A 13,929-nucleotide genomic window follows, 5' to 3' on the forward strand; every position below is an offset into this window, starting at 1 on the left:
GAGGGAGTTTACCTCACGCCGCGGCGCGCAGCGTCCGTGCGGCGGCGACCATCGCCTCGATCGCCGGTTTCACTTCGTCCCACTTGCGCGTCTTGAGCCCGCAATCGGGGTTCACCCATAATTGCTCGGGCTTGAGGTGCTGCTGCGCCAGCCGCATCAGCGTCACCATCTCCGCCTCGCCCGGCACCCGCGGCGCGTGGATGTCGTACACCCCCGGCCCGATCGCACCCGGGTAGCGATATGCGGCAAAGCCCTCGAGCAGCTCCATCTGCGAGCGGGCGGTCTCGATCGAGATCACATCGGCGTCCATCGCGCCGATCGCCGGCAGGATGTCGTTGAACTCGGAGTAGCACATGTGCGTGTGGATCTGGGTTGCGTCCGCCACCCCCGCGGCGGAGAGCCGGAAGCAGGCCACCGCCCAGTCGAGATAGGCCTGCCAGTCCCGCCGGCGCAGCGGCAGCCCTTCCCGAAGCGCCGCCTCGTCGATCTGGATCGCCTTGCACCCCGCCGCCTCGAGATCGACCACCTCGTCGCGGATCGCCAGCGCGATCTGCCGGCACGACGCCTCCCGCGGCTGGTCGTCCCGGACGAAGGACCAGTTGAGGATCGTCACCGGCCCGGTGAGCATCCCCTTCATCGGCTTGGTCGTGAGGCTCTGGGCGTACCGCCACCACTCCACCGTCATCGGCTGCGGCCGGGAGACGTCGCCGAACAGGATCGGCGGCCGCACGCACCGCGAGCCGTAGCTCTGCACCCAGCCGTTGACGGTGAAGGCGAACCCCGAAAGCTGCTCGCCGAAATACTGGACCATGTCGTTGCGCTCGAACTCGCCATGGACGAGCATGTCGAGCCCCACTTCCTCCTGCCACGCAATCGTCCGCGCCGTCTCTTCCCGCAGGAATGCCTCGTACGCAGCACCGTCCAGCTCGCCGCGATTGCGCCGCGCCCGGGCATTGCGGACCTCGGCGGTCTGCGGGAACGAACCGATCGTCGTCGTCGGGAAGGCCGGCAGGTCGAGCACCGCCGCCTGCGCCGCGATCCGCGCGCCGAGGCCGGAGCGGCGCTCGTACATCGCATCGGTCACCGCCGCGGTCCGCGCCGCGACCTCCGGATTGTGCACCCGCGGCGAAGCCCGCCGATCGGCATTCGCACGTGAGGCCTTGTCGAGCTCCCCTGCCACGCTCGCCCGCCCGTCGTTGAGCGCACGCTTGAGGACCGACAGCTCCTCGATCTTCTGCACCGCGAAGGCGAGCCACTCGGCCACGTCGCCGAGCTTGCTTTCGAGCGCCAGATCGACCGGCACATGGAGCAGCGAACAGGACGGCGCAAGCACCAGATCGCGCGTCACCGCGATCGGAGCAAGGCGGTCGAGCAGCACGTCGAGATCGGCGCGCCACACATTCCTGCCGTCGATCACTCCAAGCGACAGCAGCATCGTCTTCGGTGCGGCCTTGAGCAGCGGATCGAGTTGCTCGGGCGCGCGGACCAGATCGACGTGCAACCCTGCCACCGGCAGCGCCGCGGCGAAGGACAGGTTCTCGCCGAGCCCGCCGAAATAGGTGGTGAGCATCAGCTTCGGTCCCGCCCGCGACAGTCGGGCATAAGCCCGCGTCAGTGCGCGCCGCTGCCGTTCGTCGAGATCGAGCACCAGCACCGGCTCGTCGATCTGCACCCATTCGGCGCCGGCATGGGCGAGCTGTCCGAGGATCGCGGCGTAGAGCCCGAGCACTTCGTCGAGCATGTCGAACGGATCGACTCCGCGCCCCTTGGCGAGGCTCAGCCAGGTAACCGGCCCGAGCAGCACCGGCCGTGTATCGAAGCCTTGCGCCTTGGCCTCGCGATATTCGTCGACGATCTTCAGGCGATTGAGCGCCAGTTTCTGCCCCGCCGCAAGCTCGGGCACGAGATAATGGTAATTGGTGTCGAACCACTTGGTCATCTCGCAGGCAGTGACGCTGCCGTGCGTGTGGCCGCAGCCGTCTTCCTCGCCGGTGGTGCCGCGCGCCATCGCGAAATAGGTCAAGAGCCCCGCCTCTCCGTCGGCACTACGATAGCGCTCGGGGATCGCTCCCAGCATCAGGCTGGTATCGAGGACGTGATCGTAGAGCGAGAAGTCGTTCGACGGCAGCCAGTCGGCGCCGAGCGCCTTCTGCCGCGCCCAGGCTGCGGTGCGCAGGCCCGAAGCGGCGTCGAGCAGTTCGGATTCAGAGGTCTTGCCGGCCCAATAGGCCTCGAGCGCATGCTTCAATTCGCGGCGCGGCCCGATGCGCGGGAAACCGAGTGTGGCAATCGTGACGGTCATGTTCTTCAACCCCGAAGAGGGGCGGAGCATGGACCAGACACGAGCAGGCGCCGCGAGGACGACCCGCGGCGGAATGCAAGCGGCCAGCCCGGACACCCCGCCGGTGGACGTTATGCGTCGCAGGCAGGTCTCCTGGCTCGCGGGTCACAGCCGACGGTCCGTCTTCCCGGGGCGCGAACCCCAGTGACATTATGGACCGCAGCTCACCGCTTACAGTTGCGGGGGCAGCGCCGGCATCGCACCGGCTTCCCGTCTTAGCTCCGCCGCGGGGCACGCCCCGGACGAAGAACCTTCGACTGCATCAGGATTGGCACCGCGCCGCGGCGCGGTCAAGTACGATATAAAGATATCTTTATATCGTCATCTCAAGATCAACGCGGCTTGACGAGCCGTTCGCTCTCTCCCGAAGGCTGAGCGAATAGCGGCTGGCCGTCACGCGACCAGTTCACGCGCTGAATCCGCGGCGAACGCTTCGGCGTGCAGCGCATGTCAGGCCCCGGATTGGCGTGATAGACGATCCAGGTCTCGCCCCCGGGCGCGGTGAAGAAGCCATTGTGTCCGGGCGCATAGACGCCCGCCGCGACCGATTTGGCGACCACAGGCTGGAGGCGCTTGGTCCAGGATTTCGGGTCGAGCAGGTCGCTGCCCGGCTTCGCATGCAGCAGCCCCACCGCATAATCGTCGGACCAGCAGGCGCTTCCCGAATAGGAGAGATAGATGTCGCCGCGCGGCCCCTGGAAGAACGCCGGCCCTTCGAGGATCTGGCGCCCGCCCTGGCGCTCCCAGCTCTGGTCGGGACGCGCGATGATCGTCTCCCGCCCCTCCAGCGTCACCGGATCGCGCATGGCGACGATCGACAATACGCTGTCCGGCCCGACATAAGGCGAATAGACGAAATAGCGCTTGCCGCCCGCCGTGAAGGTGGTGCCGTCAATGCCCGTGTATCGAGTCTTCAGCTTGCCCATGTCCCGCCACTCGCCGGCGAGCGGATCGCTGGCATCGTTGCGCAGGACGAAGATGCCGCGATGGGCATCGTCATTATGGCCGGTCTCGGCGGCAGTGTAATAGATGTACCAGCTGCCATCGATACGATGCAGCTCGGGCGCCCAGATCGCCACGCCATTGGGGGCCGGCTCCGACGGCGCCTTCCAGACCAGCTTGCGTTCGGCATGGGCGAGATCCGTGATGTCCTTCGTCCGCCAGATCTCGAGCCGGTCGCCCAGCGTATGCATATAGTAATAGGTATCGCCTTCGCGGTGGACCGACGGATCGGGTCCCGAAGGGAGCAGCGGGTTGGTAAAATCCTTCGCCCCGGCCTGTTGGTCCTGCGCCGGATCGGCGGCCCCGACCAGAGCGAAGGCCGCGGCGAGCACGGGAATCAGAAACTTGGTCTGCACTTCATTCTCCACTGGCGGCCGGAACGCTGCCGGGGAAGGCAGCGACGATCGCGTCATATTGCTTGCGGTCGATCTGGATCATCGATCCGTGGCGCAGACCCGCCGGCATCGCATAGCGATCCCACGCCGCGACACCGCTGTTCCCCGAGACCTGATACCAGGGCCCGCGCAGCCGCGGCGCCTTGGACAGGCCATAGCTCGTGCCGGCATATTGCTCGTAATAAAGCAGCCAGTCCTGATTATTCGGCGCGCGGATCAATGTCGGCGCCTCGCGGAAATTGGGGCTGAGCGGCGGACCCGGCTGGGGATACGGCCCGGTCAGCGACGGCGCGCAGCTCATCCGGATCGTCTTGCCCGTGGTCCAGTCGTACGACGGATAGCGTTCGTCCTTGATGATCGCGCAATAGCCCGGCCCGCCATCGTCGGGCTGTATGATCGTATCGATCGTCGCCATGTCCCAGTCGAACAGCCGCCGCGGAGCCCCCTCGAAGGTCTTGAGATCGCGCGACTGGACATAGAGCGTGCGCTGGCTGGCCCAATAACGCTCGGGATCCTTCGGATCGCCGGGCACATTCGGTGTGTGCCAGGTCAGCAGGAACTTGCCCGATCGCTGATCGAAGAACAGCTTGGGCGCGCCGATGCGCTGGAGCGCGCCCGCATGGCCCGGGATGTTCGCAAGGTCCGGCTTGTACGTGCCCCAGGGCGTCCAGCGGATCAGATCGTTCGAAACCCAGAAGCGGATATAGGGATCCTCGTCGCTCTTGTTGCCGACGAGGAAATAGCGCCCGTCGCCGCCGCGCGCGATCGAGGCGTGGCCGTGATACTCCTCCGAGACCGGACGGCCGCCATTGACCTGCCGCCAGTGCAGCCCATCCTCGCTAACCGAATAATAAAGGACGCCGTAGCGCGCCTTCGTCATGTGCGCGAAGAGATAGGCTTTGGCGGGATCGACATAGGGGGCCTCGGGCGCGCCGGGCGGCACCTGCGCCTGCTGCGCGGACGCCGTTGTCGTCGCCGCGGCCAGCAGCAGCATGACCGCGGCCATCCCTCTCGATCGTCTTGCCAGCACCCTGCTCCCGCGACCGCGCTTCACGCGCCCTACGCCGCATCCTCGAAAGCGTAGGCCACCGTGTCAAGATTTATCATATCAATGGGCTTATTATGCTGGTGTTTGCTATCTTTCACGCCTGAGCTGATCGTCACGTGAAGCCGTGCTCATCCGAGACGGATACGGACGGCCTAGGCCGGCTTGAACAGCCACGTGTCGGTTCATGAGGAAAAGCCGATCCCAGCGTATAAGCAGGGATCCTTGTACGGGCCGTGATCGCGGAGTGCGCCTCTTTCGCCGATGTTACATAGTCAAGTGGGGGCCGCGCGCAGTCACGAGACGCGCTGAAACTCGCTTAGACCCCGCGTTTCTTGCCTCGAAGCCGTCCTTCACGTTGTCGATCCGGGCGACGAGCTCGTGCCCGCTCCAGCGTCTAGGGCGGCGAGCGTTTCGTGGTTCGGCGAATCGCGCCAGATTGGAGGGCATCGCGATCAGTCCCACTTCATCTCGCCCTTGGCCACCTTGGCGCCTATCTGCAGCGCCGCAGGTAGGCCGGCGTTCGGATAGCGCTTGGTCATCGCGGCGATCAGCGCCGCACTGTCCGCTGCCCTGGCGAGTTCCTTGTCGAACGCAACGAGGTAGTCGCGTGTGTAGGCGACAGCCGAGGCGTCGATGGAACTGTTGACCGCCATGTGACCTGGCACGACAATGCGTGGCTTGCGTGCGACGATGGCGTCGAGCGTCCTAATCCAGGCTACCCGCGCTTGGGATGTCGCCGTGTCGGCGGTCCACACATGCAGGCCGGAGAATATCAACACGCCGCCGAACACCGCGTCGAGGGAAGGCACCCACAGGTACCGCCGGTTTTCGAGCCCCTCGGCGGGCACGATGTCGATGCGATGGCCGTCCAGGCTCAGCGTGGCGCCGTCGAAAGCTTCGGGAATGACGATATCGGCGAGCCGTTGGGGTCCGTTCTCCTTGAGCTGGGGCCTCCAGACAGCCAACTTCTTCTCGGCACTTGCCTTGATTGCCGTGATCGTCGCTGACGCTGCGATCACCCTGGCCGACGGAAACGCCGTCCTGATCGGTCCGAGGCTGAAGTAGTAATCGGGATCGCTCTGGCTGATATAGATGGTTGTCAGTGTCTTGCCGGAGGCCTTGATGGCTTCAGCGACAGCGAGACCGTCCGGCAGCGAAAAACCGCCGTCGACGAGGATCGCCTCCTTCGTGCCGGAGAGCAGCACCGGCGCACGAAAGAACCCGTTTTCGCCTGCGGGAAAGTGCTTCCACTGGAGGGGGGGCGAAGCGGCCAATGCGTCATTCGCCGCACCAGCGAGTATGGCGGCGGTACCGGCTGCGCCCGCGGCCTGAACGAAGTCTCTGCGAGTCATCATGATCTTCCTTGTCTTCACGACTGGTCGTCCGCCCGGCCCGATAGACGACGCTTCTAACTCTTCTTCGTCGAATGGGCACGCGAGACGGATCGTCCGACCGCCGCACACAAGATGCCGCTTCAGCGCTCGATCCGGCCCGTGGAGAATGACGGCGCGGTCGGTCATTTGGCCCTATCCGCAGTCGCTCTTCAGGAGCCGTGAGGCCCCGGTGGCTGCGGCGGAACAGCAGCGCCGTCGGGGCCGCAGTTGCTGCTATCCTCGCCCTTATTCTTGCAATCTTCAGGCATGCGCGAACCCACGCCAAACTGAAACGACAAATTGAGCGGATTGAGGCCCGACATCGGCGCGCTTGTGCTCACGCCGGCTCCGCCGGCTTGCGGCAAACCACCGACGACTCCGGCGACAGTATCAAAAGATCGGACGCCGGCGATCGGCGAAACGGGGGTTTCCACAGGCCTGGGCGTGACGATCAATTCCGCGCCGACAAAGCCGAGCGCATAATTGCCGCTCACCGCGAGTGTGCCCTGGGTGATGGCATACGTGCCGACGGTCGAACTCGCGCCGGCGCTGGTCCCCAGCATGCCCGTCAGCGTGTCACCGTTGACCAAGCTTCGCCCCCCCACGGTATAGGTCAGCGCGGGGTTCGCCTCCCCGAAGATGCGACTGAGACCGTCCGCCGTCACCGTGATCGGACGGGCGATGGCGGTGAACGCGTTGGCATTGCCAATCGCTTGGCTGCTGGTGAGAGTGTAGTTGCTGTCCGCGCTTAATCCGGAACCTTGGATGGCATAGCTGCCCACGTCCGACCTGCCGGTCGCCTTGGTCGTCCAGGATGCCGCTCCGCCAAGCGTGTCCCCATTGACCAGGCCGATCGTCGCATAGCTGCCGGTCAGCCCAGCGGGGCCGTCGCCATAGACGCTGCTCGCTGCGTTCGCGCTATACACCAAGGATAGCGCGCGGGGCGTGACGACCAGGTTTGCAGCGACAAAGTCGAGCGCATAATTGTCGTTCGCGGCGAGTGTGCCCTGGGTGATGGCGTAGGTGCCGACATTCGCGCTTGCGCCGGCAGCGGTCGCCAGCGCGCCCGACAGTGTATCGCCGTTGATCAAGCCTCGCCCGCCGACGGCATAGCCCAGCACCGGATTTGCCTCGCCATAGATGCGGCTGAGACCGGTTGCAGTCACCGTGATCGGGCGGGCCGTCACGGTTAGCGCTATGGCATTGCCCGCAGCCTGGCTGCTGGTGACGGCGTAGTTGCTGTTGGCGGTGAGGCCGGAGCCCTCGATGGCGTAGCTGCCGACGTTCGAGGTGCTGGTCGCTGTCGTCGTCCAGGACCCCGCCCCTAGGAGCGTATCGCCATTGACCATTCCCGTCACGGCATAGCTGCCGGTGAGATCCGCGGGGCTATCGCCATAGACGCTGCTCGCCGCAGCTGCGGTGTAGGCCACCGATAGCGTTCGCGGCGTGATCGTGAGCGCTGTGGCGTTGCCCGCCGCTTGGCCACCCGTCAGCGCATAGTTGGCGCTGGCGGTCAGGCCTGAGCCCAGCACGGTGTAGCTGCCGATGTTCGAACTGCCGGTCGCTGTTATGCTCCAGCTCGCGGTTCCGGCGAGCATGTCGCCGTTGGCGAGGCCGATTGCCGTGATGCTGCCAGTCACGCCCGTGGGCGTGTCACCATAGATGCTGGTTGCCGCATTCGCGCTGTACAATACCGACAGGGCGCGCGGTGTGATGGTAAGCGCCGTGGCATTGCTGGCCGCTTGGCCGCTGATCAGAATATAGTTGCTGCTCGCGCCCAGCCCCGAGCCTTGAATGGCATAGCTACCGATGTTCGAGGTGCCCGTCGCGGCGGTGGTCCAGGTTGCCGCGCCGCCAAGCGCATCGCCATTGACCAGGCCCGTCGGCACATAGCTGCCGGCAAGGCCTGCCGGGACGTCGCCATAGATGCTGCTCGCCGCATCCGCGCTGTACACCACCGACAGAGTGCGCGGCGTGATAGTGAGTGCCGTCGCGTTGGCTGCGGCCTGGCTGCTGATGAGCGTGTAATTGGCGCTGGCGCTGAGGCCGGAACCCTGGATAGCATAGCTGCCGACATTTGATGCGGCGGTCGCGGTGGTGACCCAGGAGGCCGCCCCGGCCAAGGTGTCGCCATTGACCAGCCCGGTCGCCATGAAACCGCCCGTCAGCCCGGTGGGGGTATCGCCATAGACGCTGCCGGCCACGGTGGCGGCGTACACCACCGACAGCGCACGCGGCGTGATGGTCAGCGCCGCGACATTGCCGGCCGTCTGGCCGCTGGTCAGCATATAGTTGCTGCTCGCCGCCAGCCCGGAACCCTGGATGGCGTAGCTGCCGATGTTCGAGGCGCCAGTCGCCGGCGTGGTCCAGCTCGCGGTGCCGGTCACCGTGTCGCCATTGACCAGCCCGGTCGCGATGTGGGTGCCGGTCAGGCCGACGGGCGCATCGCCATAGATGCTGCTTGCCGCATTGGCGCTGTAGACCACCGACAGCGCGCGCGGTGTGATCGTGAGTGCCGTCGCGTTGGCCGCCGCCTGGCTGCTGATGAGCGCGTAGTTGGCGCTTGCGCTAAGGCCGGAACCCTGGATCGCGTAGCTGCCGATGTTCGACGTTCCGCTCGCCAGCGTGGTCCAGGATGCCGTGCCCGAGAGCGTATCGCCATTGACCAGCCCGGTGGGCGTGGTGCTGCCGGTGAGGCCGGCCGGCGCATCGCCATAGATGCTGCTCGCCGCATAGGCGGTGTAGACCACCGATAAGGCGCGGGGCATGATACCCAGATTGGCGCCGACATAGCTGAGCGCGTAATTCCCGTTCGCCGCGAGCGTGCCCTGGAGGATTGCATAGCTGCCGACATCGGATCCGGTGGTCGCACCGGTGGCCAGGGCGCCGGAGAGCGTGTCGCCATTGACTAGGCCCTGCCCGCCGATCCCATAACTCAGTACCGGATTGGCATCGCCGTAGATGCGGCTTTGCGGGTCCGCGGTGATCGTGATCGGGCGCGGCGTGATCGCGAGCGCAGTCGCGTTGCCCGCGGCTTGGCTGGCGGTCAGCGCATAGTTGGCGCTGGCGGTGAGGCCGGTGCCGGTGATCTCGTAGCTGCCGGCGCTCGAATTGCTGGTTGCGATCGTGGTCCAGGATATGGTGCCCGTGAGTGCATCGCCATTGACCAGGCCTGTCGGCACATAGCTGCCGGCAAGGCCCGCTGGGACGTCGCCATAGATGCTGCTCGCCGCATCGGCGCTGTACACCACCGCCAGCGGTCTCGCGGTGACGGCGAGGGTCGCGCCGACATAGCTGAGCGCGTAATTGCCGCTCGCCGCGAGCGTCCCCGAGGTGATGGCATAGCTGCCGACGTTCGAGCTCTGGGTCGCGGCCGTGGCCAGGATCCCCGAAAGTGTGTCGCCATTGACCAGCCCCTGCCCGCCGACCGTGTAGCCTAATGTCGGGTTGGCATCGCCATAGACGCGGCTTTGTGCGGCGGCCGTGATGGTGATCGGGCGGGTGGTGACGGTGAGCGCGGTTGCATTGCCTGCGGCCTGGCTGGTGGTGAGCGTGTAGTTCGTGCTCGCGGAGAGACCGGAGCCGGTGACGGCATAGCTGCCCACGCCGGAACTGCCGCTGGCCGTGCTGGTCCAGGACGCGGTTCCGATCAGCGTGTCGCCGCCGATCAGGCCGGTCGGCACATAGCTGCCGGTCAGGCCCGTCGGCGTGTTGCCATAGACGCTGCTCGCCGCGTTGGCGGTGTAGACCAGCGACAGCGCGGCCGGAGTGATGGTAAGCGTGCCGGTGATGCCCGGCGCCAGGTCATAGCCGAGCTGGCTGGAATAGAGTCCCTGGACGCCGATGGCGTAGCTGCCGGCATTGGAGCCGGACGTGGCGAGCAGGCCCGACACGAGCGAATAATCGGCCCCTGCGGCCAGCGCAAAGCTGCTTCCAGAGGTTTGCGCCGCGCCGTTATAGACATAGCTCGCCGTGGCGGCGCTGGTATCGACCAGCATCGTGGTCATGAAGGTCTTGAGCAGCGGCGCCGTTTTGCCTTCATAGATGCGCCAGGTCAGCGCCTGGCCGCCTACCGTATCCAGATCGGCTCCCCAGCCGGCATAGTTCGATGCCTGGGTCATCTGCGTCGCGGTCAGCCCGGCGCCGCCGGCGCTGCTGCTCTGCCCCGTCGACGTCAGGTTCCAATAGCTGTTGACGGCGATTCCGCCAGCCGACAGGCCGACAAGCCCCCCGCCATGGCCGCTGCTGACCGCGCCGGAGGCATAGCTATAGCCGATCACTCCACCCTGATTCTGGCCGACCAGCCCGCCCGTGACATCGTACCCGCTGACGCTGGCGGTGGAATAGGAATGATCGAGATGGCCCGAGATGAGAAAGCCGACCAGCCCGCCGCTGCCCAGTTGTGAAACGGTGCTTCCGGTCACCGAGCCGGTGGAAAAGCTGCTCGAGATGTCAGCGCCAAAGGACGCGCCGATAAGCCCGCCGACGGACCGGCCAGACGGCGCGCTGACCGAGCCGCTGAAATAGGCATTGGCGATGACGCCGCCATTGGCCGCCCCCACCAGCCCGCCGACATCGATACCCGTCGCCGCGCCGACCGAAACCGAACCGGTCACCCCGATATTGCGGATCGTCGCGCCATTGGTGCGGCCGAACAGGCCGGCGTCGCCTGAGGGCTGGACGATGGTGAGGCTGGACACCACATGGCCCTGGCCATCGAGCTGGCCGGTGAAGGGCGTGGCGCTCGTTCCGATGGGTGCGAAGCCCATGCCGGACCACATGCCCTGGTGATTGAACTGCCCCGCACCGGAGGAGGCGATTCCGGTCTCCGCGAGATCGATATCCCCGCCCAGCACATAGGTTTCGCCCGGTAGGGCCGCCATCAGCTGCAACTGGTGACTATTCATCACGGTGCGCACGCCGCCTGCCAGCGGCGCGATTTCCCAGGCGCCGAATGGCCGCGTCCGGCCTTCAAAGACGATCCAGTCGCTCGCGGTGAAATTGCCATAGGCGCTCGCTTTATAGGCATAATTGGCGGCGCCGGATTGCGCGGGGTTGGAGGTGACCGCGGCTACGTTGGTGATCGTGCCTCCTTCGTTCACGCCGACGGCGCCGGTGGCGGCGCTCGAATAGCTGTCCCAATAGCCGTTGGTGAGGGTGCCCTGCTTGATATGGCCGATCAGGGCACTGTTAGCGGAAAACTCCAGAAAGCCCGAAGCATAGACGTTGCGGATATCGGAATGGTCACTATAGCCGACAATGCCGCCAGCGCCGGAGCCGCTTATTTCTCTGTTGGAATAGGCATGATCGATGCTGGTATATTCACTGAAACCCACAATTCCGCCAACATTGTTATTACCGATTATATATCCGCTCGAATAGACATGATCGATGTTGCTTTCCTGGCTATAGCCAACCAGGCCGCCCACCATATTGAGCCCTGAGACAAGGCCGGTTGCATAACTGTAATTTATGCTGCTGTGGTAACTCAGCCCTACCAGTCCGCCGACATAGGTTTGTCCGCTTACAACTCCCGTGGCATAGCTGTTCGATATCGAGGAGCCTATTTCGGCGAACCCCACCAGCCCGCCAATGTTGATGGCGCCCCCCCAACCGATCATATCGACCGACCCGGTCGCATAAGAATCGATAATGCTGCCGAAATTGGTTCCCACCAGCCCACCGGCGGTCTGGCCGAAGGAATCGAAATTGAGCGTGACCGCCGAATGGGAGTTGCTGATGGTGCCGCCATTGACGCCCACTAGGCCAGCAACGTTGAAAGTGCCCGACACCTGCCCGGTGGCATAGACGTTGGTCAGGTTTCCTCCGACAGAGACGGCAATCGGAGCGACACCGGCCGTCCCCCGCAACCAGACATTGACGAGGCCGAGGTCGTGGACGTTGCCTAAGAGCGTCGCGAACAGCGCGGCTCCGTCCTGGCCCGGCCGGTTGATGGTCAGGCCGGAGACGACATGCCCCTGGCCGTCAAAGTCTCCGGAAAACGAGTTTCCGAGGCTGCTGGAGAGCTTGATGGGAACGAACCCGGCGCCGCCATTCCAGTTGACCGTTCCACTGGCATCCACATCATTCGCCAGCGCGAAGTTGGTGGCATGGGGAAGCCTGTCCAGGCCCTGCAGGCCGTAAACATCGCCGATCCGATAGGGATCGCCGATCGTCCCGGCGCCACCGAGCGAGCGCAGGAAGCTGCCGCCGCTCAGCCTGAAGTCGTGAGCGTGGAAATCCGGCAGGCTCGCCGTGTTCTGGCTCCAATTGCCGGCCTGGAGCGTGAAAATGCCGATGGAAATTGCCGCGCTGTCGTTCACCGCTGCGCCCGCGTTCAGCGTCAGCCCGCCGCCGGATGCGGTGATCGGCGCGGCGATGTTGATATTGTTGGCGGCGAGCAGCGTCAGCGTGTTGGCGCTCGACCAGTTGACCGCAGCGTTGACGTTGACGTCGCCATTGCCGTCGAGCGCGCCGTCGCTCGACTGAATGGTGACGTTACTGGTCGCGAGATTGGCGGCGAGCGCCGCGCCGGTGATGTCGCCGCCCGATGTGGCGATGGTGAAGTCCTTGGGGTCGATCAGCCATAGCCCGGTCAGGCCGTTCGCGGCGCTAGTATCGACGGTGAGGCCGTCCAGCGCCACGGTGCTGCCCGACGTCTCGATGGCCCCGCCGTCACCGGCCAGCGCTCCGCCCCGGGCGGTAATTGATCCCGCGAAGCGCGACTGGCCGTCGGACCACAGGACGATGGAACCACCCTTGCCGGTTTCGAGCGCGTCGGCGCGGATCGCGCTGGCAGCGTCCATGGTCAGGCTGGCCGCACGGACGGTTGCGCCCTGTCCCTGCGCATCGCCGCCGATCAGGACGCTACCGCCTTCGTTCCTCCCGGAGACATCGATGCGCGCCTGCTCGAGCGCGATGTCGCCGGTGCCGCTGACCAGGACAGATCCGCCCGCGGCATCGATCGTACCGCCCAATATGATGTTGCCGTCGCTGCCCGTCACGCTGCGCGCGGCGATGTATGCGGGCAGGTTGACCAAATTGTGGACCGCATCGCGCGCGGCATCGGCGCTGACGACCGCGCGGCCAGCGCCATGGCCCAGCACGGCGTCGGCGGGCAACGCGACCTTGAGGAATCCGTCGCCGTTCAGGTCGAGCGTGGCGCGCGTCACCGCGCCGATCGTCACGCTGCCGGCGGGCGCGCTGATCAGCCCGTTCGTGCGCACCGATCCGCCGAGCAGCGCGACGAAGCCGTTGCTGCCGGTGGCGACGGTGCCGTCCATAATGGTAGCGCCGCCGGTGCCCACGAAGCTGCCGTGCCCGGCAAGGAAGTCGCCATCGGCGATGTCGAGCGTCGAGGCGACGAAGCCGCGCCCGGTGCGCACCACGCCCTCGCGCGTGATCTGGATGCCGTTGGGGTTGACCAGATACACCGAACCCGTGGCGCCGATCTCGCCCGCGATGGTCGATCGGGTCGCACCGGTGACGCGGTTGAGGATCGCCGCGTTGGCATCGGGCTGGAGGAAGCGCACCGCATTGCCCAGACCGACATCGAAGCTCTGCCAGTTGACGATCGCGCGGTTGCTCGTCTGGGTGACGGTCAAGGCGCCGCCATCGGGTGCGCCGATCTGCACCGATCCTGCCGCGACCGTCCCACCCTCGGGCAAGGCGCGTTCCTGGGCGTGCGCCACCGGCGCGGCGAGCGCACCGATCGGGACCAGCCAACTGGTGGTGCGGGCCAGGTGAAGCAAGGCGGCGCGGTACTTCATG

General features: G+C 65.8%; 5 protein-coding genes and 1 riboswitch. All 5 genes read right to left on the reverse strand.

The genetic code is table 11. The features are described from left to right. Positions 1 to 13: 13 nt before the first annotated feature. Positions 14 to 2,302 (reverse strand): 5-methyltetrahydropteroyltriglutamate--homocysteine S-methyltransferase, encoded by a 2,289-nt coding sequence (metE, locus tag ASE13_RS09925; protein ID WP_056614096.1) that lies wholly within the window; start codon positions 2,300 to 2,302, stop codon positions 14 to 16. Between the two features lie 104 nt (positions 2,303 to 2,406). Then, positions 2,407 to 2,611: riboswitch (cobalamin riboswitch) on the reverse strand. 62 nt (positions 2,612 to 2,673) lie between these two features. Further along, on the reverse strand, positions 2,674 to 3,699 hold the full coding sequence (locus tag ASE13_RS09930; protein ID WP_321164338.1) for a glycoside hydrolase family 43 protein: 1,026 nt from the start codon (positions 3,697 to 3,699) through the stop codon (positions 2,674 to 2,676). Position 3,700: 1 nt separating this feature from the next. Further along, positions 3,701 to 4,744: a glycosyl hydrolase family 43 gene (locus ASE13_RS09935; protein WP_056614098.1), complete on the reverse strand. Its 1,044-nt coding sequence runs from the start codon at positions 4,742 to 4,744 to the stop codon at positions 3,701 to 3,703. 494 nt (positions 4,745 to 5,238) lie between these two features. Then, positions 5,239 to 6,306: an MBL fold metallo-hydrolase gene (locus ASE13_RS09940; RefSeq protein WP_200955608.1), complete on the reverse strand. Its 1,068-nt coding sequence runs from the start codon at positions 6,304 to 6,306 to the stop codon at positions 5,239 to 5,241. A 23-nt stretch (positions 6,307 to 6,329) separates the two neighbouring features. Then, a complete protein-coding gene (locus ASE13_RS09945) occupies positions 6,330 to 13,928 on the reverse strand; it encodes an MBG domain-containing protein (RefSeq protein WP_056614101.1) in 7,599 nt (2,532 codons plus the stop codon). Between the last annotated feature and the right edge of the window lies 1 nt (position 13,929).

It is taken from the genome of Sphingomonas sp. Root241 (assembly GCF_001428865.1).
Lineage (GTDB): Bacteria > Pseudomonadota > Alphaproteobacteria > Sphingomonadales > Sphingomonadaceae > Sphingomonas.